This is a genomic window from Pseudomonas sp. MDT1-85, assembly GCF_054898065.1.
In genome coordinates this window covers 4,408,659-4,434,081 of the sequence record NZ_CM142715.1, presented here as the reverse complement: position 1 = coordinate 4,434,081, position 25,423 = coordinate 4,408,659, and the positions used below count along the sequence as shown (strand labels likewise).

Here is a 25,423-nt window from a genome sequence, read left to right as displayed (position 1 = left end):
CCGGAACACGCTCTGCGAGTCTTTTATGAATATACGTCCGTTGTATTTCGACTACGCCGCCACCACGCCGGTGGATGAGCGGGTCATCAAGGTCATGGTCGAGTGCCTGGGTTTTACCGGTAACTTCGGCAATCCAGCGTCCAGTTCCCACGTCTTCGGCCAGCAGGCCCGGCAATCGGTTGAGCAAGCACGGCGCCAGGTTGCCGAATTGGTGGGCGCCCAGGCGGAGCAGATCGTCTGGACCTCCGGCGCCACCGAATCCAACAACCTTGCCCTCAAGGGCGTGGCTCAGGCCCGCGGTGTGTCCGGCGGCCACATCATCACCAGCCAGATCGAACACAAAGCGATTCTCGACACTGCAAAACAATTGCAGGACGCAGGCGTTGCGGTGACGTATCTGGTGCCTGATGCCGAAGGCCTGATTACCCCGCAAGCGGTCAGCGAAGCGATGCGCGAGGACACCTTTCTGGTGTCGCTGATGCTGGTCAACAACGAACTGGGCACCGTCAACGACATCCCGGCCATCGGCCAGGTGGTGCGTGATCGCGATGCGTTATTTCACGTTGATGCGGCTCAGGGCGCGGGTAAAGTGGCGATCGATCTGGCCCGGTGGCCGGTGGATTTGATGTCGTTCTCGGCGCACAAGGTCTACGGTCCCAAAGGCATCGGCGCGCTGTATGTCGGCCCGCGTGCGCAGCAGCGTCTGCAGGCGCAGATCCATGGCGGTGGTCACGAGGGCGGGTTGCGTTCCGGCACTCTGGCGACGCATCAGATTGCCGCAATGGGGGCGGCCTTCGCGTTGGCGGCCACCTCGTTCGATGAAGAAAAAGCCACTATCACGCGTCTGCGTGAACGCTTGCTCGAGCCTTTGCTGAGCATTCCCGGCGCGCGTCTCAATGGCAGCCCGACCCAGCGTATTCCCCATACCTTGAGCCTGACGTTCAACGAAGGCGTGTTCAGTTTCGCGGCGTTGAGCACCTCGATCGCATTTTCCGCGACCTCGGCCTGTAACTCCGCCAGCAATGCGCCATCCCATGTATTGCTGGCCCTGGGGCATGACGCGCGTTCGGCCAGTCGCACCGTTCGCTTGAGCCTGGGACGTTTCACCACCGAGCAGGATATCGACCAAGCGGTACATTTGATTAAAGCAGCTTGCGCCAGTGCTCCGGCATTCTGGGCGACAGGACCTTAAAAGCGCTGACGTCGATCGGCACTAAACAATAATGATGAAAGTGGTTAGCAGGAGACACGATGAGTACGCAGCCTTTGATCAATGGATCGGTGCCCGAGCGCCTGGCGCAAACCCGAGAGCTGATGAGCCGGGAGGGCATTCATGCTCTGCTGGTGCCGTCGGCCGACCCGCACCTGTCGGAATACTTGCCAGGTTATTGGCAGGGACGGCAGTGGCTGTCGGGTTTTCATGGCTCGGTGGGTACGCTGATTGTCACGCCGGATTTTGCCGGCGTCTGGGCCGACAGCCGCTATTGGGAACAAGCGAGCAAGGAGCTCAAGGGCAGCGGCATCGAACTGGTCAAGCTGCAACCGGGTCAACCCGGCCCGCTCGATTGGCTGACCGAGCAAACCCCTGAAGGCGCTGTCGTCGCAGTCGATGGTGCGGTGATTGCCGTGGCCTCCGCGCGTACTTTGAGCAGCAAACTCGAAGAACGCGGCGCACGTCTGCGCACCGACATCGATCTGCTGAGCGAGGTCTGGAGTGATCGTCCGAGTCTGCCGAACGAGCCGATCTACCAACACTTGCCGCCTCAGGCGACGGTCAGCCGTGGCGAAAAACTCGCCAAACTGCGGGAGGTACTGAAAGAGCGCGGTGCCGACTGGCACTTCATCGCCACCCTCGATGACATCGCCTGGCTGTTCAACCTGCGCGGCGGCGATGTGTCGTTCAATCCGGTCTTTGTGTCTTTCGCCCTGATCAGCCAGCAGCAGGCCACCTTGTTCGTCGCCCTGAGTAAAGTGAGCGCCGAACTGCGCGCCATTCTCGAACAGGACGGCGTGACCCTGCGCGATTACAGCGAAGTAACCGCTGCTTTGCACGCCGTGCCGAGCGGCGAGAGCCTGCAAGTCGATCCGGCGCGGGTCACGGCTGGTCTGCTGGATAACCTGAACAGCGGCGTGAGATTGCTCGAAGGCCTGAATCCGACCACCTTGGCCAAGTCGCAGAAAAGCCTGGCCGATGCCGAGCACATTCGTCGGGCGATGGAGCAGGATGGCGCGGCGCTGTGCGAATTCTTCGCCTGGCTGGAAGCAGCCTTGGGGCGTGAGCGCATCACCGAACTGACCATCGACGAACACCTGACCGCGGCGCGTACCCGACGCTCGGATTATGTGTCGCTGAGCTTCAACACCATTGCTGCGTTTAACGCCAATGGTGCGATGCCGCACTACCACGCCACCGAAGAAGAACACGCGGTGATCGAAGGTGACGGCCTGTTGCTGATTGACTCCGGTGGCCAGTATTTAGGCGGTACCACCGACATCACCCGAATGGTGCCGGTGGGTACGCCAACTGACGAGCAGAAGCGCGATTGCACCCGAGTGCTCAAAGGCGTGATTGCACTCTCCCGTGCACAGTTCCCACGAGGCATTCTGTCGCCGTTGCTGGACGCTATTGCTCGCGCACCGATCTGGGCCGAAAGCGTCGACTACGGTCACGGCACCGGTCACGGCGTCGGCTACTTCCTCAATGTTCACGAAGGCCCGCAAGTCATCGCCTATCAGGCCGCGGCGGCACCGCAAACCGCGATGCAGCCGGGCATGATCACGTCTATTGAACCGGGCACTTACCGTCCGGGGCGCTGGGGTGTGCGAATCGAGAATCTGGTGTTGAATCGTGAAGCAGGCAAGAGCGAATTCGGTGAGTTCCTGAAATTCGAAACCCTGACCCTGTGCCCGATCGACACCCGTTGCCTGGAACCGTCGCTGCTGACCGAAGACGAAAAGCAATGGTTCAACGGCTATCACGCCGAGGTCCGTGAACGCTTGAGCCCGTTGCTCGATGGCACGGCCCTCGAATGGTTGAACATCCGAACCGCGGCTATTTGAGCGGTTTGAGTTCAGGCGCTGTTTTCAGCGCCTGGCTCAGGTCATAGTCAGGCCCTGGTTATTGCGCACGCAGGGCTTCAAGGACGAAGTCCAGCCGATCCTGGCCGAAGAACAGCTGACCCTCGACAAACATGCTCGGCGCACCGAATACGCCACGTTGCACCGCTTCCTCAGTGTTTTCCTTGAGGTTGGCTTTGACTGCCTCATCGGTGGTCAGCGCCAGTACCTCGTTCGGATCAAAACCGTTTTGCGACAGCACGACTGCAACAGTCGCTGGATCATCGAGGCTGCGCCCATCAACCCAAAGGGCGTGAAACAGGCAATCGATAAACAACTGAAAGCGTTCGGGATGGCGCAGTTGCATACCCGTGACAGCGCGCATCAGCATCAGGGTATTGATGGGAAAGTGCGGGTTGAACTTCAGCGGTACGCCATAGCGTTTGGCATAGCGGTCCAGGTCCTGAAACATATAGCGACCCTTTGCCGGTACGGTGACGGGGGAAGCATTGCCGGTAGCTTTGAAGACGCCACCCAACAGCATCGGTCTGTAGATCAGTTGGCTATCGGTCTGTTTGCAGATCCTCGGTAGTTGGGTATAAGCCAGGTAAGTGGCGGGGCTGCCGAGGTCGAAAAAGAACTCCACGGTTTTGCTCATGGTCGATGTGCTCTTCTTATTGTTGGAAGGGGAGGGCTACCAGCGTTCGTTCCAGGGGCGCAGATCCAGCTCGAAGGTCCAGGCGTCCCGTGGCTGGCTGTGCAGGTACCAATAGTTGTCGGCGATGTGCTCGGGATCGAGAATGCCGTCCTCATCCTTGGTCGCGTATTTTTCCGGAAAATTGTCGCGGATAAAGTCGGTATCGATGGCGCCATCCACTACGACGTGGGCGACATGGATGTTCATCGGTCCCAGTTCGCGGGCCATGCTTTGCGCCAGGGCGCGAATCCCGTGCTTGGCCCCGGCGAAGGCGGCGAAACCCGCGGCACCGCGCAAGCCGGCAGTGGCGCCGGTGAACAGGATCGTGCCCCGTTGGCGGGTGACCATGCGCCTGGCCACTTCACGGGCGTTGAGAAACCCTGAGAAACAGGCCATTTCCCAAATCTTGAAATACTTGCGGGCGGTTTCTTCGAGAATACTGCAAGGCACATTGGCGCCGATATTGAAGACGAACGCTTCGATGGGGCCGATCTCGGTTTCGATCTGCTCGATGAGCGCTATCACGTCTTCTTCATTACGTGCATCGCAGGCAAAACCGCGAGCCTCGCCGCCACTGGCTGAGATGGAATCTACCAATGGCTGGAGTTTGTCTGCGCTGCGACGTGTGACGCAGGCGACATACCCTTCACGGGCAAAACGTTTGGCGATGGCGCCGCCGGTGGCATCGCCTGCGCCGACGACCAATACGATTTTCTTGTTATTGATAGCGGTGGTCATGGATATCGCCCTTTGCTGAACGGTCATTGACTGACGAACGTTAGCAGCATCCGGGCGGAGCGCCTATCGGGTACACAAACCCGATAGAACGGGAGGGTTACTTGCAGATGACGATCATGCTGCGGCTGGTATAGCCAGCCGGGTTGAGGCCGAACGGATAATCACCGGGCTCTTCTACCGCATCTCCTGACTTGGCGATGACCTTGTATCCCTTGGGCGCACACGAATTGGCGGCGCTGGTGTAGCACTTGTCCCACGAGGACGAGAGCCCCGAACAGTTGATATGCAGTCCTCTCTTGCCATGTTTCATCTGGGGTTTCGAGGTCGCGGCGCAGCCCGCAATTGCAAGTACGGCGATCAGTATCAAAATTCGTTTCATTGCTGTCCTTAATAGCGGCCCCGGGTGTGTGCCTGGGGCTGCCTGCATTCGCTTTTGCTTGAAGCGTTCTGATATCCCTATCTGAAAAAATCCATGTCTGGCACCGAGTTACGTAGCCTAAACATGGCCTAATTGAGCGGCAAATACCAGACCTTCGTCAATCCCGTTTCAATCTGCTGCGACCACAGGCTTGGCGGTACTCCCCATAGTCATGGTTGCGCCCACGGAAGCCAGAATGATGCACAGGATAGCCATCCACTGTGACAGGGAAAGGTATTCCTGGAGGAACAACAGGCCGGACAGCGCGCCGATCGCAGGTTCGATGCTCATCAACGTACCGAAGGTCCGGGCTGGAATCCGTGTGAGGGCGACCATCTCCAGAGTATAGGGCAGAGCGGTGGAAAGAATGGCGACCCCGATGGCCACGGGAATCAACGAGGGTGTCAGTAACGCGGCGCCAGCGTGGACAATGCCGATGGGCGCTACGAACAGGGCGGCAATCATCACGCCCAATGCTGCGGTCTGCACCCCATTATCAGCACCAGCCTTTTGGCCGAACAGAATGTACAGCGCCCAGCAGACACCAGCACCCAGCGCATAACCTGCGCCGACCAGGTCGATGCCCGCGCTCGTGGCGCCTATCGGAATCAATAGCAGTAAACCCAAGGCTGCCAGAGCGATCCATAAAAAGTCGATCGCTCGACGTGAGGCATAGATAGCGACTGCCAATGGGCCGGTGAACTCCAAAGCTACGGCGATACCCAAGGGGACAGTGCGCAAGGACATATAGAAGAGGAAGTTCATGCCGCCCAACGCCATTCCGTAGACGATAACGGTGCGCAGGGATTTCGCGGTGAGCTTCGCTCGCCATGGGCGCAATATCAGCAGCATGATCACACTGGCAAAGATCAGTCGCAGGGTGGTCGTTCCTTGAGCACCGATAACCGGGAACATGCTTTTGGCCAGGGAAGCTCCGGACTGGATGGATGCCATGGCTATCAAGAGCAGGCCGACCGAGAACAGAGTCGAGGCAAGGCTGCGGGGGTGATCATTCATTGCGTGGCATCGTCCGAAGTGGCAAGCGAGAGTTTATTGTATGTATTGGGCAATATACTGCGCATTCGTTGCGGGCGCGTCTATATATAAGCAGGGATTTTGAACATCCTGATAGAAAAATCAAATCAGGGGTTGACGGCAGATTCTGGAAGCCTATAATTCGCCCCACTTCCGGCGCAGTCGAAACGGAAAACTCCTTGGTAAACAAAGAGTTACGCAGTTTTCGGCAGCGGTTACGCTTCAGTTCATCGAAGCCAGAAGGAGTTGGTAGGGCAGTGTGCTTTCGCCTTATTGACGGTTCGATCTTCTCGGTCGAAAGCGGAGAAAAAAGAGGTGTTGACAGCAGCGAGTAACGCTGTAGAATTCGCCTCCCGCTAACGAGAGATCGGAAGCGCAAGTGGTTGAAGTTGTTGAGGAAAACCTTGAAAACTTCTGAAAATAACCGCTTGACAGCAACAGAGGCTGCTGTAGAATGCGCGCCTCGGTTGAGACGAAAGATCTTAACCAACCGCTCTTTAACAACTGAATCAAGCAATTCGTGTGGGTGCTTGTGGAGTCAGACTGATAGTCAACAAGATTATCAGCATCACAAGTTACTCCGCGAGAAATCAAAGATGTAACCAACGATTGCTGAGCCAAGTTTAGGGTTTCTTAAAAACCCAAAGATGTTTGAACTGAAGAGTTTGATCATGGCTCAGATTGAACGCTGGCGGCAGGCCTAACACATGCAAGTCGAGCGGCAGCACGGGTACTTGTACCTGGTGGCGAGCGGCGGACGGGTGAGTAATGCCTAGGAATCTGCCTGGTAGTGGGGGATAACGCTCGGAAACGGACGCTAATACCGCATACGTCCTACGGGAGAAAGCAGGGGACCTTCGGGCCTTGCGCTATCAGATGAGCCTAGGTCGGATTAGCTAGTTGGTGAGGTAATGGCTCACCAAGGCGACGATCCGTAACTGGTCTGAGAGGATGATCAGTCACACTGGAACTGAGACACGGTCCAGACTCCTACGGGAGGCAGCAGTGGGGAATATTGGACAATGGGCGAAAGCCTGATCCAGCCATGCCGCGTGTGTGAAGAAGGTCTTCGGATTGTAAAGCACTTTAAGTTGGGAGGAAGGGCAGTTACCTAATACGTAATTGTTTTGACGTTACCGACAGAATAAGCACCGGCTAACTCTGTGCCAGCAGCCGCGGTAATACAGAGGGTGCAAGCGTTAATCGGAATTACTGGGCGTAAAGCGCGCGTAGGTGGTTCGTTAAGTTGGATGTGAAATCCCCGGGCTCAACCTGGGAACTGCATTCAAAACTGACGAGCTAGAGTATGGTAGAGGGTGGTGGAATTTCCTGTGTAGCGGTGAAATGCGTAGATATAGGAAGGAACACCAGTGGCGAAGGCGACCACCTGGACTGATACTGACACTGAGGTGCGAAAGCGTGGGGAGCAAACAGGATTAGATACCCTGGTAGTCCACGCCGTAAACGATGTCAACTAGCCGTTGGGAGCCTTGAGCTCTTAGTGGCGCAGCTAACGCATTAAGTTGACCGCCTGGGGAGTACGGCCGCAAGGTTAAAACTCAAATGAATTGACGGGGGCCCGCACAAGCGGTGGAGCATGTGGTTTAATTCGAAGCAACGCGAAGAACCTTACCAGGCCTTGACATCCAATGAATCTGCTAGAGATAGCGGAGTGCCTTCGGGAACATTGAGACAGGTGCTGCATGGCTGTCGTCAGCTCGTGTCGTGAGATGTTGGGTTAAGTCCCGTAACGAGCGCAACCCTTGTCCTTAGTTACCAGCACGTAATGGTGGGCACTCTAAGGAGACTGCCGGTGACAAACCGGAGGAAGGTGGGGATGACGTCAAGTCATCATGGCCCTTACGGCCTGGGCTACACACGTGCTACAATGGTCGGTACAGAGGGTTGCCAAGCCGCGAGGTGGAGCTAATCCCAGAAAACCGATCGTAGTCCGGATCGCAGTCTGCAACTCGACTGCGTGAAGTCGGAATCGCTAGTAATCGCGAATCAGAATGTCGCGGTGAATACGTTCCCGGGCCTTGTACACACCGCCCGTCACACCATGGGAGTGGGTTGCACCAGAAGTAGCTAGTCTAACCTTCGGGAGGACGGTTACCACGGTGTGATTCATGACTGGGGTGAAGTCGTAACAAGGTAGCCGTAGGGGAACCTGCGGCTGGATCACCTCCTTAATCGACGACATCAGCTGCTCCATAAGTTCCCACACGAATTGCTTGATTCATTGAAGAAGACGATAAGAAGCAGCCTGTATCAGGTTGTAGCTGAGTTGGTTGGAGCGCACCCCATGCTGTGTGGTTAAGAGCAGGGTGAGGTCGGCCTTAGTAGCTCGAAATTGGGTCTGTAGCTCAGTTGGTTAGAGCGCACCCCTGATAAGGGTGAGGTCGGCAGTTCGAATCTGCCCAGACCCACCAATTTTGTGTGGGAAACGCCTGTAGAAATACGGGGCCATAGCTCAGCTGGGAGAGCGCCTGCCTTGCACGCAGGAGGTCAACGGTTCGATCCCGTTTGGCTCCACCACTACTGCTTCTGTTTGTTGAAAGCTTAGAAATGAGCATTCCATCGTGACGATGGTGAATGTTGATTTCTAGTCTTTGATTAGATCGTTCTTTAAAAATTTGGGTATGTGATAGAAAGATAGACTGAACGTTACTTTCACTGGTAGCGGATCAGGCTAAGGTAAAATTTGTGAGTTTAATCGCGAATTTTCGGCGAATGTCGTCTTCACAGTATAACCAGATTGCTTGGGGTTATATGGTCAAGTGAAGAAGCGCATACGGTGGATGCCTTGGCAGTCAGAGGCGATGAAAGACGTGGTAGCCTGCGAAAAGCTTCGGGGAGTCGGCAAACAGACTTTGATCCGGAGATGTCTGAATGGGGGAACCCACCTAACATAAGTTAGGTATCTTAAGCTGAATACATAGGCTTAAGAAGCGAACCAGGGGAACTGAAACATCTAAGTACCCTGAGGAAAAGAAATCAACCGAGATTCCCTTAGTAGTGGCGAGCGAACGGGGACTAGCCCTTAAGTGGCTTTGAGATTAGCGGAACGCTCTGGAAAGTGCGGCCATAGTGGGTGATAGCCCTGTACGCGAAAATCTCTTGGTCATGAAATCGAGTAGGACGGAGCACGAGAAACTTTGTCTGAATATGGGGGGACCATCCTCCAAGGCTAAATACTACTGACTGACCGATAGTGAACTAGTACCGTGAGGGAAAGGCGAAAAGAACCCCGGAGAGGGGAGTGAAATAGATCCTGAAACCGTATGCGTACAAGCAGTGGGAGCCCACTTTGTTGGGTGACTGCGTACCTTTTGTATAATGGGTCAGCGACTTATTTTCAGTGGCGAGCTTAACCGAATAGGGGAGGCGTAGCGAAAGCGAGTCTTAATAGGGCGTCTAGTCGCTGGGAATAGACCCGAAACCGGGCGATCTATCCATGGGCAGGTTGAAGGTTGGGTAACACTAACTGGAGGACCGAACCGACTACCGTTGAAAAGTTAGCGGATGACCTGTGGATCGGAGTGAAAGGCTAATCAAGCTCGGAGATAGCTGGTTCTCCTCGAAAGCTATTTAGGTAGCGCCTCATGTATCACTGTAGGGGGTAGAGCACTGTTTCGGCTAGGGGGTCATCCCGACTTACCAAACCGATGCAAACTCCGAATACCTACAAGTGCCGAGCATGGGAGACACACGGCGGGTGCTAACGTCCGTCGTGAAAAGGGAAACAACCCAGACCGTCAGCTAAGGTCCCAAAGTTATGGTTAAGTGGGAAACGATGTGGGAAGGCTTAGACAGCTAGGAGGTTGGCTTAGAAGCAGCCACCCTTTAAAGAAAGCGTAATAGCTCACTAGTCGAGTCGGCCTGCGCGGAAGATGTAACGGGGCTCAAACCATACACCGAAGCTACGGGTATCACTTAGGTGATGCGGTAGAGGAGCGTTCTGTAAGCCTGTGAAGGTGAGTTGAGAAGCTTGCTGGAGGTATCAGAAGTGCGAATGCTGACATGAGTAACGACAATGGGTGTGAAAAACACCCACGCCGAAAGACCAAGGTTTCCTGCGCAACGTTAATCGACGCAGGGTTAGTCGGTCCCTAAGGCGAGGCTGAAAAGCGTAGTCGATGGAAAACAGGTTAATATTCCTGTACTTCTGGTTATTGCGATGGAGGGACGGAGAAGGCTAGGCCAGCTTGGCGTTGGTTGTCCAAGTTTAAGGTGGTAGGCTGAGATCTTAGGTAAATCCGGGATCTTAAGGCCGAGAGCTGATGACGAGTTACCCTTTGGGTGACGAAGTGGTTGATGCCATGCTTCCAAGAAAAGCTTCTAAGCTTCAGGTAACCAGGAACCGTACCCCAAACCGACACAGGTGGTTGGGTAGAGAATACCAAGGCGCTTGAGAGAACTCGGGTGAAGGAACTAGGCAAAATGGCACCGTAACTTCGGGAGAAGGTGCGCCGGTGAGGGTGAAGCATTTACTGCGTAAGCCCATGCCGGTCGAAGATACCAGGCCGCTGCGACTGTTTATTAAAAACACAGCACTCTGCAAACACGAAAGTGGACGTATAGGGTGTGACGCCTGCCCGGTGCCGGAAGGTTAATTGATGGGGTTAGCTAACGCGAAGCTCTTGATCGAAGCCCCGGTAAACGGCGGCCGTAACTATAACGGTCCTAAGGTAGCGAAATTCCTTGTCGGGTAAGTTCCGACCTGCACGAATGGCGTAACGATGGCGGCGCTGTCTCCACCCGAGACTCAGTGAAATTGAAATCGCTGTGAAGATGCAGTGTATCCGCGGCTAGACGGAAAGACCCCGTGAACCTTTACTATAGCTTTGCACTGGACTTTGAATTTGCTTGTGTAGGATAGGTGGGAGGCTTTGAAGCGTGGACGCCAGTTCGCGTGGAGCCAACCTTGAAATACCACCCTGGCAACTTTGAGGTTCTAACTCAGGTCCGTTATCCGGATCGAGGACAGTGTATGGTGGGTAGTTTGACTGGGGCGGTCTCCTCCTAAAGAGTAACGGAGGAGTACGAAGGTGCGCTCAGACCGGTCGGAAATCGGTCGTAGAGTATAAAGGCAAAAGCGCGCTTGACTGCGAGACAGACACGTCGAGCAGGTACGAAAGTAGGTCTTAGTGATCCGGTGGTTCTGTATGGAAGGGCCATCGCTCAACGGATAAAAGGTACTCCGGGGATAACAGGCTGATACCGCCCAAGAGTTCATATCGACGGCGGTGTTTGGCACCTCGATGTCGGCTCATCACATCCTGGGGCTGAAGCCGGTCCCAAGGGTATGGCTGTTCGCCATTTAAAGTGGTACGCGAGCTGGGTTTAGAACGTCGTGAGACAGTTCGGTCCCTATCTGCCGTGGACGTTTGAGATTTGAGAGGGGCTGCTCCTAGTACGAGAGGACCGGAGTGGACGAACCTCTGGTGTTCCGGTTGTCACGCCAGTGGCATTGCCGGGTAGCTATGTTCGGAATAGATAACCGCTGAAAGCATCTAAGCGGGAAACTAGCCTCAAGATGAGATCTCACTGGGACCTTGAGTCCCCTGAAGGGCCGTCGAAGACTACGACGTTGATAGGTTGGGTGTGTAAGCGCTGTGAGGCGTTGAGCTAACCAATACTAATTGCCCGTGAGGCTTGACCATATAACACCCAAGCAATTTGCAGGCTTCGAGCTGAAAAGCGAAAAGGCACCAGATTGCGGTGTGTGAAGACGAAACGAACCGAAAGTTTGTGACACTCACGAAACACCAAGCTGTCACATACCCATTCGCTGGAGCGTGATCTCGCAAGAGAGAACGACCTGGCTACCGAATTTCTTGACGACCATAGAGCATTGGAACCACCTGATCCCATCCCGAACTCAGCAGTGAAACGATGCATCGCCGATGGTAGTGTGGGGTTTCCCCATGTGAGAGTAGGTCATCGTCAAGATCAAATTCCGAAACCCCTATCTGCGTATGCAGGTAGGGGTTTTGTTTTGTCCGCAGGAAAGTACCGCAGTGGTTACATCGGGCTGCATTGTTCATGAAATTTCGGTAGGCGCTAAAGTAACCACGCCGTTTTTGGTAGGGTGCAGCTCGTTTTTTAACGGACTGACTTCAAGCCTACGGATCGCTACCCCTCCACAGTCACAGAGTTACTGCAGATCTGCGGGTAGGGGCGGTCGGCAATACACGATTGTTTTCGGAGATCATCCAGCTCTTCTTTGACGTCGGAGGCGCATTCACGGGTGATGATGTGGATTATGAAGAAGTCGAGACCAACGCTCAGGGCCGCGTGCTGCGGGGACTCTACGCGCCCGGTTCGACCATCAAGCCTGAAGTGGCGATTGCCCTCACAAGTTGGGCATTGACCGCCTGCACGACTACGTGGCGATGTTCGGCCTTGGCGAGAAGGTCTCGCTGGACATGTTCGAAGAATTTGCGGGGTTAATGCCTTCCCAGGCCTGGAAACGCGCGACCCGTCGTCAGCCGTGGTTCTCGACTGTGATCCTCGGCATCGATCAGAGCTACGTGCAGGTCACGCCCCTGCAACTGGCCTAGGCCACCGCGCTTATCGCCAACAAAGGTGTATGGAGTCGCCCGCACCTGGCCAAAACAGTGGATGGCGTAGCGCGGCGTGGCGGGGGGCCATGTTGCTGGGACCGATAGGCGCAATTGCCGGTTTCATATTGGCCGGCAAGGAAACCGAAGTGACGTTCTGGCTACACTCAAGGATCGTGGAAGGTTTCTGGCGGCTGTAGATAGCGCCACATTTGAAGAAGTTTCCCGAAAAAATTCCGTCATAAACCGAGGGACTTGCGCCGCACCACCGTCGTGGTGCGGCGCACACCTATTCAGCTGAAAAACTTCGGATGTTGGCCTTTGTGAGCTGCGATTTCTTGCCGCATATTAGCCACCAGCGATGCGATCGCGTGGGGGCTGTCCAATGTCCATACCGGAACATGGGTGGCCACCAGATCCACTTTGCCAGTTATGCAATCGCAAACCCGAATCGTCATGGACTGGTCCGCTTCCAGGCTGCAAGTGCACACGGCGGGCAGAAAACTGTGCTCAATGATGTTTTGAATTTCCAGGGTCGAAAGGAACATCGCTACCTCCTTCACGTCAGATGTGTGGCCGGGCAAATGCTCCGTCATTCACCCTTAGCCCGAAAATTCTAATCCTGAATAAAGGGTGTCTCAAGACCGTAACAGCTTGCTCGTCGTCCCATCGGCTGTCGCGATATGCGACAAAACCACATCAAGCCCCAGGCACCGGACAACTCAAATCCCCTTCCTGACACTTCAAGTAAGTCTTGAACGCCTCGACCCGCGCCTTCGTCAGTTCGGTGATGCAATTGCTGTAGATCAGAGGATACACACTGCCACCCGCCACCCCGGACGCCGAGAACTTGCATTGGGCATCGCGAAATGCAATCCATGAACGTTGAGCGCCGACCAACAGTTTTTTGGTGTCGGGGCTGTCCTTCAAGCGCGCTGTGATTTGCTGGTAAAGCGCATTCAGCTCTTTGTCGGCCGTCTTGTTCTGCTGCGCCGCGCACTGATTAATCGTCGTCTGGTCAGTGGCATTGTCGCAGTCGATGGCATGCGCAAGAGGAGTGAACAGCGGCGTCAAAGCAAGGAGAAAACATTTGGGCATGGCGGGCTCGCTGTGATGATGGACAGTTGGGGGGCAGTGTAGCGAAGAGGGAAGTTTCAGCTTGTACCAAGGGCGCCCGAAGCCGCGAGCAATTGGTCTGCACAGGTCTGGATATCATTGCGCATGTGCAACTTCACCAGCCAGCCGTGAGGGATGGCCTGCACCGTAGTGAGCCCCAGCCACCTGGCCGACGATGGCGGCAGTGGTATCGGCGTCATCACCCAGATTCGCGGCTTCGAGGATGGCGGCTTCAAAACCGTCAGTATGATGAAAGCACCACAAGGCCGCTTCCAGTGATGCAACGCAGTAACCGCTACCGCGAACATCGTCTCTGGATTTACCGAGGTAATCGCCTCGGGCGATGCTCGCGACCTTCGGTTCCACGAACCTCATCTCTGGCAGGCTCTGCAAATCCTGCTTGGGCGCGCCTTGCAATGCCTTGCGGATCAGCTCGGCAAGCAACTGACAGCATTCAAGCGCCTCTGGTGCCGCGTGGGTAGTGCGCGAGCTGTCTGCGGAAAAGGTTCTGATCCGGTCGGGATCGGGAAAGTAGTACAACACTATTGGTGCTAACCGCATCAGCGAGCCGTTGCCGGCCGTGTAGGGATCGGTGGATCCAGCGAATGGTTGACCGGTTTCCAGATAACGAGCCAGCGCTTCACGTACGGTCGTGCCAATGTCGAAGCATACGCCGGTCGAACTCAGGTAACCCCATTGCCACCAGTTGAGATAACGGCCCATTTGGTCGGCCGCATCAAAACCTTTTTTGTTCAGCAGGCTTTCTGCCAGGCAAAGTGCCATGGAAGTGTCATCGGTCCATTGCCCTGGCTTCAGATTGAACGGGCCGCCCCCAACCATATCGGTGAGAGGGGAAAACGAGCCGCGCGGCTGAAATTCGGCACGGGTGCCAACGGCATCCCCACAAGCAAGCCCCAGCAGGGTTGCGCGATAACGTTCCGTGAGTGAAGGCTGCATGAATCTTCCTTGTAAGGGGTCACGTCGCTGCAAACGTTAGCAGCTTCAGCCCGCTGACTCCCCCCCTTCAAACCAGAACTTATGGCCAAAACTGAGGCCGAATATTTCAGGTACGGGTGATTGCCGCACCCGTTTGATACAACTTTAAGGTTGGTCTTATGGTCTTTACAGGCCTACTGTTCAATACAGGAGGTGACTTATGAACCCAGCATCAGATCGCATCGAAAGGAAAATCCTGCTCAAGGTGCCGCGCTCGCAGGTCTGGCGTGTGCTGGCCAATGCCGAAGCCTTTGGGCAATGGTTCGGCGTGGCACTCGAAGGTAAACGCTTTGTTGCCGGCGAGTGGACCCAGGGGCAGATTACTTATCCTGGTTATGAGCACTTGTTGTGGAATGTACGGGTGGAGCGGGTCGAGCCGGAGCGGGTGTTTTCGTTTCGCTGGCACCCGTATGCAGTCGAAGCCGATACCGATTACTCCCAGGAGCCCACTACGCTGGTGAAGTTCGAACTTCAGGATATGGACGAAGGCACGTTGTTGACGGTTGTCGAGTCCGGTTTCGATCATATCCCTCAGTCGCGCCGGCTCAAGGCGTTCCGCATGGACAGCCGCGGTTGGGATGAGCAGATGAGTAATATCGAACAATTTCTGGAAACAAATGCCAAGACTCATGAGCGTGAGGGAGGTTAAGGGCTGCAGGCCATGAAACTCGCGGCTTCAGCGCATGATGGCTGACTCGTCTAAGGGTTTTCGGAAGGGCGTCTATAGCGAATGTCTTACACGCGGTAGTAGCTATGTCGTCTATTGCAGATTGGATCCCAGGCGTAATCTAGCCTCATCAACTGAAGCACAGGAAGTGCTCCAGGGTCACGGATGATCGACCATAGCAAGGATTGCTGCCGACAGGGAGTCGATATGGTCTTGGGAGAAACCCGCTTCGGCGGGTTTTTTTTCGCCTGCAGAAAAATTGAAATCCGATCTCTGTAATTGCAGCTGCCGAACGCAGCCTTCGGCAGCTGCTACAAGTGCAGATTTCAGGCGTTGAATGGTCAATGGCTTACACGTAGCCAGTGGTATGTCGTCTTTTGAAGCTTCAACGATGCGTCTAATCTGGATCCATCAACTGAAGCACAGGACGTGCTCAGGATCACGGATGATCGACCATACGCCAGGATGGCTGCCGACAGGATGTCGCGATGGTCTTGAGAAACCCGCTTAGGCGGGTTTTTTTTCGTGTGTAAAAAACTGAAACCCGATGTAGCAGATGCCGAAGGCTGCGTTCGGCTGCGCAGCAGCCGTAAACCCTACAAACACGTTAATCGCTGGCAACGGATTTTCCGGCCTGAGTGACTGGCTGCAGGGGCGATAGCGCCCGCAGCCGTTTCTTCACTGGCGGTCGAGTTTCGCCGCGGCACGTTCGGTGATTTCCGAGCGCAATTTCAACGACGCGGCAGCGCGTTTCCGGGCGTCTTCCAGCACGCTGACCGGCGCTGTCTCGGGACTGCCCGAAGCAAACGGCGGTGCTGGGGCATATTCCAGCTGTAACTGCACCAGTTGCGCCGTGTCCTTATCAAACAATTCAGCCGTCAGGGTCAGGGCAAAATCGATGCCCGCGGTGATCCCGCCGCCAGTCAGCAGATTGCCGTCGCGCACCACCCGATCGCTCACCGGGATCGCTCCCAAAACCCCGAGCAATTGGTGATACGCCCAATGAGTGGTGGCGCGTTTGCCCTTGAGCAACCCCGCCGCGCCAAGCACCAGTGCGCCGGTGCAGACCGAAGTGACATACCGCGCGTTGGCGGCCTGTACTTTGATGAAGGCCAGGGTTTCGTCATCCTCCATCAATGGCCCGACGCCGCTGCCGCCGGGAATGCAGATCACATCCAGTGGCGGGCAATCGTCGAAGGTGATGGTCGGTTTCAACACGAGTCCGGTGCTCGCGGTGATCGGGACCAGGTCCTTCCAGATCAGATGAACTTTCACGTCCGGCAGCGAGGCCAGCACGTCATAAGGGCCGGTCAGGTCCAGTTGTTGAACCTGTGGAAACAACAGAAAACCGATCTGCAACGTCATGGCGTTTTTTCTCCTGGTTGGGGTGGACGACTTCACTGTAGGCTCGTAGGATTTGGCGCATACGCCAATAACCCCACGAATTACGCCAAGCATGCCGAACAACCCGAAAACCATTCATGTGCTGGCCTTTGCCAACGTGCAACTGCTCGACGTCACCGGGCCGTTGCAGGTGTTCGCCTCGGCCAACGACATTGCTCGCCAGCAAGGTTTGCCGCCGCCCTATGCGCCGTCGGTGATTGCCTGCGGTGGCGGGGCGGTGATGTCGTCGGCGGGGTTGGCGCTATTGGCAGAGCCACTGCCGGATCAGGGCAGCGACACTTTGATCATTGCCGGTGGCTGGGGCGTTTATGCGGCGTCGAAAGACGAACCGCTGGTGGCCTGGGTGCGAGAGCACGCGACGGGTTGTCGGCGCGTGTCATCGGTGTGCACCGGGGCGTTTTTGCTGGCGGCCAGCGGTTGGCTCGATGGCAGGCGAGTGGTCACTCACTGGACCCGTTGCGAGCAATTGGCGCACCAGCATCCCAAACTTCAGGTCGAACCCAACCCGATCTTCATCAATGACGGCCCGGTCTGGACCTCGGCCGGTGTCACCGCGGGCATCGACCTGGCCCTGGCAATGGTCGAAGAAGACCTCGGCCGAACCATGGCCCTGGACGTCGCCCGGCAATTGGTGGTGTTTCTCAAGCGTCCGGGTGGCCAGTCGCAGTTCAGCGTAACCCTGTCCCTGCAAAAGGAAGGCAACCGCTTCGACGAATTTCACGCCTGGATCAGCGAAAACCTCACCAAGGACCTTGGCATCCCGACCTTGGCCTTGCAGGCCGGCATGAGCGAGCGCAGCTTCGTCCGTCATTATCGCGCCGACACCGGCCAGACCCCGGCGCGGGCGATTGAACTGATTCGGGTCGAGACTGCGCGACGGCTACTCAGCGACACCGGTGTGCCGATCAAACGGGTCGCGGTGCAGTGCGGGTTTGGCAGTGAAGAGACCTTGCGCCGCAGTTTTCTGCGGGCCATGGGCGTGACACCGCAAGCCTATCGCGAGCGGTTTTCCGTCAGCCCTGCAGCAGATCCAGTATTGCCTTGAGGGTCGCCTCGGGGGCTTCTTCGGGGATGTTATGACCGACGCCTGCCAGTACTCGGCGTTCGTAAGGGCCGGTAAAGCAGTCGGCGTCTTCATCGATTTCAGACGCGGGGCCGACACCGTCATCGGCGCCGCAGAGGGAGATCGTCGGCACGGAGATTATCGGTTGTTGGGTCAGTGCTTCTTCCATCCATTCCAGCGCCGGGTCGCCGGGCGCATACATGAACCGGTGCCGGTATGAGTGAATCACCACCTCGACGAAATCCGGATTATCGAAGGCTGGCGCGTTCAAGGGATAACGTTCGGCATTTTTCGCCCAGGTCGGCGACCACAACTTCCAGAGCAGTTCGCACAGGGCCCGACGATTTTGGGTCAGGCCTTCAACACCGCGCGGAGTGTGGAAGTAGTACTGATACCAGAGACGGTGTTCAGTCTCCGGATCCAGAGGCTGGGTGGAGTTGGGGATGTTCTGGAGGTTGTAACCGTCCCCGGTCACCAGACAGCGCACTCGTTCCGGCCACAGTGCCGCAACAATGCACGCCGCCCGACCACCCCAGTCGTAACCGCACAGAGCGGCTTGTTGAATGGAGAGGGCATCCATCAGATCCAGCAGATCCTGGGCGAGGGCGGCTTGCTGGCCTGAGCGCAGGATGTCGGGTGAGTTGAAGCGAGTCGGGCCGTAGCCGCGCAGGTACGGGACGATAACGCGGTAGCCCTTTGCGGCGAGGGCTGCGGCGATTTCGTCATAGGCGCGGGGGGAGTAGGGAAAGCCGTGGAGCAGAATGACCGGGTCGCCGGTGATCGGGCCGTGCTCTTCATAGGCGAGATTGAGGCTGGGTGTCAGTGCGTATTGGATCTGCGCGTCATGGTTCATTTGACACTCCATAGAGGCTGTAACGGCGTTATCCGAACAGCACCTTTTGCCAATATTCTTCACTGATGAGCGCTATCGGCACACCGCTTTCTCTCAGTTCGACAGCTCTTTTGATCTTGGTCCCGTAGGTGCTATGCAGCCATTGATCATTGCCAATGCTGCCTACCACTAGATAGTGGATCTTCTTGCTGACGGATCCGCCGATAAGCCCCCCACGCTCAATAATCAGTGATTCGCACTCCTTGCGCGGACCGTAAGCCATGATCCCGGTAAACAGGAACATTCGGTCAGCCCAACTTAAAGAGGGCGCAGGGTTATCGAGAGGAAGGCTGGTCGGTGCAGTGAACGTTTGGGCAGAACCAATCGGCAGGCCTGCAAACTGGTGAAGCATCTCCAACAGCTCGCCAGACTCCTCGGCATCAAGCACGCCGTCGCTCAGCATGCCGGCAAGGCGTTTGTAGAGGATATTCACCACCGGATCGCCGAGATGGCTTAAATGGGTTTCGATCCAGGTCTTTAGAAACTCGGCTTCCTGCTGGTTGATCGCACCATCGGCAGCGAGCCCGGCGGCGATTCCCACCAGTGCGTCAGCCGAGCGTCGATCAATCCGCGCTTCGTGGAAGAAACCGCTGTTTTGAAATTCCTTATGTAGGTCGACCATGCGTCCTTCTCCTTAAGCTTCCACGTCCGCCACCTGATTGAAATACTTCGACCGATCCGGTGTAAACGTCACCATCATTTTGGTCCTGGAACAGGTCAGCGCCCGTTCTGCGCTCAAATCAATATCCAGATCTTCGCCGCGCAACCCCTGCCATTGGGCGAGGTATTTGAGGGATCCGTATTTTTCGAGTTTCTTCAGACTGCGGCTGACGCCACCTTTCCAGCCTAGCACCGGGAGTTCATCGGTGAGGCATTGTTGGGCGAGGTCGGGGAAGCGGACGGCACGTTGGCGGCCGATTTCCCAGCATTTGATCAAGCCTTTGTCGTGGCCTTCCCACAATTCATCCCGGTTCAGGCCTGATCGGAGTGGGGTGTCGATGCTGCGATGGATACGCTGGGTCATTCTGGTTCCTTGAACTCGGGTTTTGTTGGACAGCTCCGCTGTGCCCGTTGATGTGGATGGTAGGGATGGATGTAAGCGCTGGCAACAAGGTATTTCTGGATGTAGGAATGAGTGACTGAGTGTTGATTGGGTGAGCTTGTTTAATGAATGTAGGTGTTTGGCCTACACGATCCTGTGGCGAGGGGGCTGGCCCCCATTCGGCTGCGCAGCGGCCGTAAAGCCAGCAAATGCAGTGCTTTGACGGAATGTGGGTGCAGATTCCAGGGCCGCTACGCGCCCCGACGGGGGCAAGCTCCCTCGCCACAGGGGTATGTAGAATGTTGTTTTGTTTACTGCCTGTAAGCCTTTCTCCTACAAAAAGTGCAGTTAAAGCAGGTATTTCCGACGGGTTTTGGCGACAGTAAGCCTTGTGTCGGGGCTGATGGCCCTTTCGCGGGCAAGCGTCGCTCCTACAGATCACAATATCTGTAGGAGCAAGACTTGCCCGCGAAGAAGGCGACACCGGTCTCAAGGCTGCCAGAAGTTTTTTTCCCCGCTCAACTTTCTGTTCAGGAAACTCGCCGCGCTGATCAGCGCCAGATGCGTCAGCGCTTGCGGTGTGTTGCCCAAGTGCCGGGCATGGCTGTCGAACTCTTCGGCATACAGCCCCAGCGGGTTGGCATACTTCAGCAATTGCTCGAACTCCAGGTGCGCTTTCTCCACTTGGCCGGCCCGGGCCAGGCATTCGACGTACCAGAACGAGCATGCGGCGAAGGCGCCTTCGGTGCCGGGCAGGCCGTCGATCTTGCTGTCGTCGTTGCGGTAGCGGTAGACCATGCCCGCGCGCACCAGGGTTTTCTCGATGGCTTCAAGGGTCGAGATCCAGCGCGGATCCTTGGCGCTGACGAAGCGCACCAGCGGCATCAGCAGCATCGAGCCGTCGAGGCCGGTGCCGCCGATGTGCTGGACGAAATGGCCGCGTTCTTCGTTCCAGAAGTTGCTCCAGATGTCGGTGTAGATCGCTTGACGGGTCTGGTCCCAGCGGGCGAACGGGGCGGGAAGCGAGCGTTTGGAGGCCAGTCGGATGGCGCGGTCCACGGCCACCCAGCACATCAGTCGCGAGTGCAGGAAATGATATTGCTCGCCGCGCATTTCCCAGATGCCGACGTCTTTTTGCTGCCAGGTCTCGCAGACCTGATCGACCACTTCCACGGTGTGTTTCCAGCCTTCGTGGGAAATCGCTTCACCGTGCTTGTTGACCAGGTACACCGCGTCCAACAGCTCGCCGAAGATGTCGAGCTGGATTTGATCGTAGGCCTGATTACCGATGCGTACCGGCGTCGCGCCGCCATGGCCGGACAAGTGTGGAAGTTCGATTTCCGGCAGTTCCTGACGGCCATCGATGGCGTAGAGGATGTTGAGTTTCATGGTCTTGCCGTGACAATCCCTGACCCGACCGCGCAACCAGCGGGTATAGGCGTTGGCTTCCTCGACGAAGCCCAGGCGCATGAAGGCATAGACGGTGAACGAGGCGTCGCGGATCCAGGTGTAGCGATAGTCCCAGTTGCGTTCGCCGCCGGGCGTTTCCGGCAGGCCGAAGGTGGCGGCGGCGAGGATGGCGCCGTGTTTGCGCGAGGTCAGCAGCTTCAGGGCCAAGGCCGAGCGATTGACCATTTCCCGCCAGCGACCGCGGTAATTGGACTGGCCGATCCAGTCGCGCCAGAACTTCAAAGTGCGTTCCAGGCACAGTGCGGCGGCGCCATCCTTGAAGCGCGCATCGTCAACGCCGCCGAGCAGGAACTCTGCGCTCTGGTCCTGTTCGAGGATGAATTCGGCGACGGCCGCATGGCCCTCTATGCGTAAGGACTGATCCGAACACAACTGTATGGCGGGCTGACCGGTGGCCTCGAAACATACACTCCGATCACGTGCGCGGGCCTTCGTCGCAGCCCGGGCATAGTCATGACGAACAGCGCAACGCATGCGGATCGTCGCTTGTCCGCTGACCACCCGCACCCGGCGCATCAACATCGGCAAATCATCTTCGCTGTCGCCGATGGGCAGCAGGTCGGTGACTTCGACCACCGCTTGATCGCTCATCCAGCGGGTTTGCAGGACGTTGGTGTCGGGCAGGTAAATCTGCTCGCGACGGGCGTCGGGCAGGTCCGGGGCCAGTTGGAAAATACCAGCTTGGGGGCTGTCCAGCAGCGAGCAGAAGATCGACGGGCTGTCGAATTCCGGCCAGCAGAAAAAGTCCACGCTGCCCTTGTCGTTGACCAGCGCCGCGCTACGCATGTCGCCAATGATGCCGTGGGCGTCGATGGCGCTTTGTCGTTCGGAATGATCAACCATTGCCGCAGAGCTCCGGGGACTGAGGGTCTAACTAGCTGACCGGTTTGAGTCGCAGAGAGTTCATTTGCCGGTAAACCGTCGTTCACACTCAACCAACAATTCGACGCTTTCCCCAAGGCAGACGTTTGTGGCAAGTTGCAGGCCCTTGTTGAGGCCGGATCCCATGGCAAACCCCTACCGCGAGCTGTTCCACGCCCCAGGCGCACGAGGTTTTGTGCTGGCCGGCATGATCGCGCGGATGCCGATTTCCATGACCGGCATCGGCCTGATCACCATGCTCTCGCAATTGAAAGGCGGTTACGGATTAGCCGGCTCCATCGCGGCGACCTTTGCCCTGGCCACGGCGTTTTGTGCGCCGCAGGTTTCGCGGTGGGTGGACCGTTTTGGTCAAAGCCGGATCTTGCCGGTGTCGGCACTGGTCGGTGGCGGCGCGCTGTTGATGCTGTTGCTCTGTACCCGGTTGCAGGCGCCGCACTGGACGTTGTTTGTGTTTGCCGCGCTGGCCGGTTGCATGCCGAGCATGTCGGCGATGGTGCGGGCGCGCTGGACCGAGTTGTATCGCGGTCGGCCCGAGTTGCAAACCGCCTATGCACTGGAGTCGGTGCTGGACGAGGTCTGCTTTATTGTCGGGCCGCCGTTGTCGGTGGGGTTGTGTGTGGTGGCATTCCCGGAGGCAGGGCCGTTGGCGGCGTTGCTGATGCTGGCGATCGGGGTCACGGCATTTGTGTTGCAGCGCGGTACCGAACCGCCGGTGCATCCTTATGAGGAACACCATCAGGGTTCGATCATCCGCTCGAGCGAGATCCAGTTGCTGATACTGTTGATGGTTGCCTTGGGCACCATCGTCGGTGTGGTGGATGTGGTCAGCGTCGCGTTCGCCGAGCAGCAGGGGCAACCGGCGGCGGCGAGTATTGTGCTGTCGGTGTATGCCATCGGCTCATGCCTGGCCGGGTTGGCGTTCGGCGCGTTGCGTTCGAAACTGCCGCTGCCTCTACTGTTCCTCTACGGCGGGGTGGCGACGGCGGTGACCACATTGCCGTTGCTGCTGGCGGCCAATATTTTCGGCTTGTCGCTGGCGGTGTTCGCCGCCGGGCTGTTCTTTGCCCCGACCCTGATTGTGGGCATGGCGCTGGTGGAGCGCATCGTGCCGCCGGCCAAGCTCACCGAAGGCCTGACCTGGCTGGTCACCGGTTTGAGCATTGGCGTGGCGATCGGCGCGGCCAGTTCGGGCTGGCTGGTGGATGCGTTCGGTGCGCGCAGTGGGTTCTGGGTGTCGATTGCTGCCGGTGCCGTGGTGTTGGGTTCGGCGGTGCAGAGCTATCGGCATCTTAAGTGATAACTGACTGCTGTTATCTGTGGCGAGGGGGCTTTCCCCAATGGGAGTCAGTTAAGGGCAAATCGTACATGTAGGAGCCAGGCTTGCCGGCGAAGGCGTCCTTAAAAGCGCCTTCGCCGGCAAGCCTGGCTCCTACGAAAAGCGGTTGGGGCAAGCCCCCTCGGCCATACAGTCTCCACAGACTAATTCTCATGGCGGTTCATCCGTTCTCTTTTACATATAACCAATCGAGGTAAGTGCGGTGACAAAGCTGACACTGCTGTGCCTGCCCTATTCGGGCGCCAGCGCCATGGTCTATAGCCGTTGGCGGCGCCAGTTGCCGCCGTGGCTGCACTTGCAGCCGGTGGAGTTGCCGGGGCGGGGCGCTCGTTACGACGAACCCTTGCAGACCGACATGCGCGCCCTGGCCCTGCAATTGGCCAGGGAACACAAGCCGTCCTTGCACGGCCCTTATGCGCTGTTCGGTCACAGCCTGGGGGCGTTGCTGGCCTGCGAGATGGCCCACGCCTTTTGTGCCCTCGGCGCTGCGGAACCGGTGGCGCTGTTCGCTTCAGGCACGGCCGCCCCGACTATGCGCAGTGACTATGACCGTGGCTTCGCCGAGCCCCAGAGTGACGAACAGTTGATCGACCAACTGCGCACCTTCCAGGGCACCAGCGAGGACGTGTTGGCCAATCAGGAGTTGATGAGCCTGACGTTGCCGATCCTGCGCGCCGATTTCATGCTCTGCGGACGCTTCCGCCCGATGCAGCGCCCGCTGCTCAAGTGCCCCGTGCATGTGCTCGGCGGCAAGGAAGACAAGGCCACCACCGAGCAATTGATCGGCTGGAGCCAGGAAACCCTGGGCAGTTTCTCGGTGGACATGATGACCGGCGGGCATTTCTTCATTCATGAGCATGAAGCCAAGGTGATCCGGATTATCAAGAATCATCTGGAAGTCCATCACCGGCGTCATGCGCAGCTGGCCGCGCCGGTTTTTTAGCGTGCGCGGTTCACTTATCGGTGTTAACAGGAGGCCCGTCATGGGTGTTGCTGTGGGTTTTGCCGTTCGGCCGTTGCTGCCGGCGCGGGGTCGCTTGCCGTTGTTGGTGGAAGCGACCGAGCCGAATACCAGCCTGTTGGCAGTGTTCGATGAATTAAATGAATTGGTGGATGAGCATTTGCTGCGTGATGGCGGCATTCTGTTTCGCGGGTTCCAGCTGGATGGCGCCGAGCAGTTCCGCCAATTCGCCGCCGGCTTCGGCCATCCGCTGCTCAATTACGAGTTCGGCTCGACGCCGCGGACCAACGTCACTCAGGGGGTCTACACCTCCACCGAATACCCGGCGCATCAAAGCATTCCGTTGCACAACGAGCAGGCCTACTCCCGGGACTGGCCGATGAAAATCTGGTTCTACAGCATGATCGTCGCTACCTCGGGCGGTGAAACGCCGATTGCCGACAGCCGGGAAGTCTATCGCCGCATGCCGGTCGCGATTCGCGAGCGCTTCGTCAGCAAGGGCCTGATGTACGTGCGCAATTTCGGGAACGGGCTGGACGTGGCTTGGGAGCAAGTGTTCAACACCGAAGACCGCGAGGTGGCCGAGGCCTACTGCAAGGCCCACGGCATCATTTGCGAGTGGAAGGACGACGGAGAACTGCGCACCCGCCAGACCTGTCAGGCCGTGGCGCGTCATCCGGTGACCGGCGACAGGGTCTGGTTCAATCAGGCTCACCTGTTCCACATTTCCAACCTTCAGCCGGAGGTGCGCGAAACCCTGCTGGACATCGTCGACGAGGAAGACCTGCCGCGTAACGTCTACTACGGCGATGGCTCGCCTATCGAAGATGAGGTGCTCAGTGAAATTCGCGCGGTGCTCGATGATTGCGCCATCAGTTTCCCCTGGCAGGAGGGCGATGTGCTGATGCTCGACAACATGCTCTCGGCCCATGCCCGCGCGCCCTTCGAAGGCAAGCGCAAGGTGATCGTCGCGATGGCCGAAGGGCATTCCCAGGACGCGCGCTGATTTTCATCAGTTACTGACACACCAATCGCCGAAGCCGGTCTTGCACCGGCTTCGGCGTTTCAAGCGCAATCCATGTG

19 protein-coding genes, 2 tRNA genes, 3 rRNA genes and 3 pseudogenes are annotated in these 25,423 nt (G+C 57.3%); 14 read left to right on the top strand and 13 right to left on the bottom strand.

What is annotated here, in order from left to right:
• Positions 1-25: 25 nt before the first annotated feature.
• Positions 26-1,192: a cysteine desulfurase family protein gene (locus tag ACYZT2_RS19970; protein WP_461966675.1), complete on the top strand. Its 1,167-nt coding sequence runs from the start codon at positions 26-28 to the stop codon at positions 1,190-1,192.
• Between the two features lie 59 nt (positions 1,193-1,251).
• On the top strand, positions 1,252-3,060 hold the full coding sequence (locus ACYZT2_RS19965) for an aminopeptidase P family protein (RefSeq protein WP_461966673.1): 1,809 nt from the start codon (positions 1,252-1,254) through the stop codon (positions 3,058-3,060).
• Between the two features lie 58 nt (positions 3,061-3,118).
• On the opposite strand, the gene ACYZT2_RS19960 is transcribed toward ACYZT2_RS19965, so the two are convergent.
• The 4 genes from ACYZT2_RS19960 to rhtA all read right to left on the bottom strand — a co-directional run bounded on the left by ACYZT2_RS19960 (position 3,119) and on the right by rhtA (position 5,927).
• Entirely contained in the window at positions 3,119-3,715 is a 597-nt protein-coding gene (locus ACYZT2_RS19960) for a 2-hydroxychromene-2-carboxylate isomerase (protein ID WP_461966671.1), read from the bottom strand.
• Positions 3,716-3,751: 36 nt separating this feature from the next.
• Positions 3,752-4,492, bottom strand: coding sequence for an SDR family oxidoreductase (locus ACYZT2_RS19955; RefSeq protein WP_461966669.1), 741 nt, complete (start codon positions 4,490-4,492; stop codon positions 3,752-3,754).
• 97 nt (positions 4,493-4,589) lie between these two features.
• The gene (locus ACYZT2_RS19950; protein WP_123719017.1) at positions 4,590-4,871 is read right to left on the bottom strand and encodes a hypothetical protein; all 282 of its coding nucleotides are present in this window, start codon (positions 4,869-4,871) and stop codon (positions 4,590-4,592) included.
• A 168-nt stretch (positions 4,872-5,039) separates the two neighbouring features.
• The gene (gene rhtA, locus ACYZT2_RS19945; RefSeq protein ID WP_237887093.1) at positions 5,040-5,927 is read right to left on the bottom strand and encodes a threonine/homoserine exporter RhtA; all 888 of its coding nucleotides are present in this window, start codon (positions 5,925-5,927) and stop codon (positions 5,040-5,042) included.
• 671 nt (positions 5,928-6,598) lie between these two features.
• Here rhtA and ACYZT2_RS19940 point away from each other — a divergent pair.
• From ACYZT2_RS19940 to ACYZT2_RS19910, 7 genes and pseudogenes are all read left to right on the top strand, one after another.
• Positions 6,599-8,137 (top strand): 16S ribosomal RNA (locus ACYZT2_RS19940).
• Positions 8,138-8,300: 163 nt separating this feature from the next.
• Positions 8,301-8,377 (top strand) — tRNA-Ile (locus tag ACYZT2_RS19935).
• Positions 8,378-8,407: 30 nt separating this feature from the next.
• Positions 8,408-8,483 (top strand) — tRNA-Ala (locus ACYZT2_RS19930).
• Between the two features lie 236 nt (positions 8,484-8,719).
• A 23S ribosomal RNA gene (locus ACYZT2_RS19925) occupies positions 8,720-11,611 on the top strand.
• A gap of 173 nt (positions 11,612-11,784) precedes the next feature.
• Positions 11,785-11,900, top strand: a 5S ribosomal RNA gene (gene rrf / locus ACYZT2_RS19920).
• Together the 16S, 23S and 5S rRNA genes with 2 tRNA genes alongside form the textbook arrangement of a ribosomal RNA operon.
• Positions 11,901-12,242: 342 nt before the next feature.
• Positions 12,243-12,583, top strand: a pseudogene (locus ACYZT2_RS19915) (penicillin-binding transpeptidase domain-containing protein); the annotation flags it as partial.
• Between the two features lie 11 nt (positions 12,584-12,594).
• Positions 12,595-12,812: pseudogene (locus ACYZT2_RS19910) on the top strand (hypothetical protein); the annotation flags it as partial.
• Here ACYZT2_RS19910 and ACYZT2_RS19905 read toward each other — a convergent pair.
• From ACYZT2_RS19905 to ACYZT2_RS19895, 3 genes and pseudogenes are all read right to left on the bottom strand, one after another.
• A complete protein-coding gene (locus ACYZT2_RS19905) occupies positions 12,805-13,059 on the bottom strand; it encodes a DUF1652 domain-containing protein (protein WP_461966666.1) in 255 nt (84 codons plus the stop codon). The pseudogene ACYZT2_RS19910 and the gene ACYZT2_RS19905 sit on opposite strands and share 8 nt — an antisense overlap.
• A gap of 151 nt (positions 13,060-13,210) precedes the next feature.
• Positions 13,211-13,609 (bottom strand): lysozyme inhibitor LprI family protein, encoded by a 399-nt coding sequence (locus tag ACYZT2_RS19900; protein ID WP_461966664.1) that lies wholly within the window; start codon positions 13,607-13,609, stop codon positions 13,211-13,213.
• A gap of 56 nt (positions 13,610-13,665) precedes the next feature.
• Positions 13,666-14,584, bottom strand: a pseudogene (locus ACYZT2_RS19895) (ADP-ribosylglycohydrolase family protein).
• A gap of 199 nt (positions 14,585-14,783) precedes the next feature.
• Here ACYZT2_RS19895 and ACYZT2_RS19890 point away from each other — a divergent pair.
• Positions 14,784-15,272, top strand: coding sequence for an SRPBCC family protein (locus tag ACYZT2_RS19890; protein WP_461966662.1), 489 nt, complete (start codon positions 14,784-14,786; stop codon positions 15,270-15,272).
• A 177-nt stretch (positions 15,273-15,449) separates the two neighbouring features.
• Here ACYZT2_RS19890 and ACYZT2_RS19885 read toward each other — a convergent pair whose 3' ends face one another.
• Both ACYZT2_RS19885 and inhA read right to left on the bottom strand, forming a co-directional pair.
• The gene (locus ACYZT2_RS19885) at positions 15,450-15,635 is read right to left on the bottom strand and encodes a hypothetical protein (RefSeq protein ID WP_461966660.1); all 186 of its coding nucleotides are present in this window, start codon (positions 15,633-15,635) and stop codon (positions 15,450-15,452) included.
• A 333-nt stretch (positions 15,636-15,968) separates the two neighbouring features.
• Positions 15,969-16,655 (bottom strand): isonitrile hydratase, encoded by a 687-nt coding sequence (gene inhA / locus ACYZT2_RS19880; protein WP_461966658.1) that lies wholly within the window; start codon positions 16,653-16,655, stop codon positions 15,969-15,971.
• Positions 16,656-16,746: 91 nt separating this feature from the next.
• On the opposite strand from inhA, the gene ACYZT2_RS19875 reads away from it, so the two are divergent.
• Complete coding sequence (locus ACYZT2_RS19875) at positions 16,747-17,739, top strand: GlxA family transcriptional regulator (RefSeq protein WP_461966656.1); 993 nt, start codon at positions 16,747-16,749, stop codon at positions 17,737-17,739.
• Here ACYZT2_RS19875 and ACYZT2_RS19870 read toward each other — a convergent pair.
• The 4 genes from ACYZT2_RS19870 to ACYZT2_RS19855 all read right to left on the bottom strand — a co-directional run bounded on the left by ACYZT2_RS19870 (position 17,708) and on the right by ACYZT2_RS19855 (position 22,004).
• Positions 17,708-18,610 carry an alpha/beta fold hydrolase gene (locus ACYZT2_RS19870; protein WP_461966654.1) on the bottom strand — a complete coding sequence of 301 codons (903 nt, stop codon included), beginning with the start codon at positions 18,608-18,610 and terminating at the stop codon, positions 17,708-17,710. The genes ACYZT2_RS19875 and ACYZT2_RS19870 overlap by 32 nt on opposite strands.
• A gap of 28 nt (positions 18,611-18,638) precedes the next feature.
• On the bottom strand, positions 18,639-19,271 hold the full coding sequence (locus tag ACYZT2_RS19865) for a BRCT domain-containing protein (protein ID WP_461966652.1): 633 nt from the start codon (positions 19,269-19,271) through the stop codon (positions 18,639-18,641).
• A gap of 12 nt (positions 19,272-19,283) precedes the next feature.
• The gene (locus ACYZT2_RS19860) at positions 19,284-19,673 is read right to left on the bottom strand and encodes a hypothetical protein (RefSeq protein WP_448093592.1); all 390 of its coding nucleotides are present in this window, start codon (positions 19,671-19,673) and stop codon (positions 19,284-19,286) included.
• Positions 19,674-20,180: 507 nt separating this feature from the next.
• Complete coding sequence (locus ACYZT2_RS19855) at positions 20,181-22,004, bottom strand: glycoside hydrolase family 15 protein (protein ID WP_461966650.1); 1,824 nt, start codon at positions 22,002-22,004, stop codon at positions 20,181-20,183.
• Between the two features lie 163 nt (positions 22,005-22,167).
• On the opposite strand from ACYZT2_RS19855, the gene ACYZT2_RS19850 reads away from it, so the two are divergent.
• The 3 genes from ACYZT2_RS19850 to ACYZT2_RS19840 all read left to right on the top strand — a co-directional run bounded on the left by ACYZT2_RS19850 (position 22,168) and on the right by ACYZT2_RS19840 (position 25,346).
• On the top strand, positions 22,168-23,340 hold the full coding sequence (locus tag ACYZT2_RS19850; protein ID WP_461966648.1) for an MFS transporter: 1,173 nt from the start codon (positions 22,168-22,170) through the stop codon (positions 23,338-23,340).
• Between the two features lie 241 nt (positions 23,341-23,581).
• Positions 23,582-24,322: a thioesterase II family protein gene (locus ACYZT2_RS19845; RefSeq protein ID WP_461966646.1), complete on the top strand. Its 741-nt coding sequence runs from the start codon at positions 23,582-23,584 to the stop codon at positions 24,320-24,322.
• 40 nt (positions 24,323-24,362) lie between these two features.
• Complete coding sequence (locus ACYZT2_RS19840) at positions 24,363-25,346, top strand: TauD/TfdA family dioxygenase (protein ID WP_461966644.1); 984 nt, start codon at positions 24,363-24,365, stop codon at positions 25,344-25,346.
• Positions 25,347-25,423: the final 77 nt, after the last annotated feature.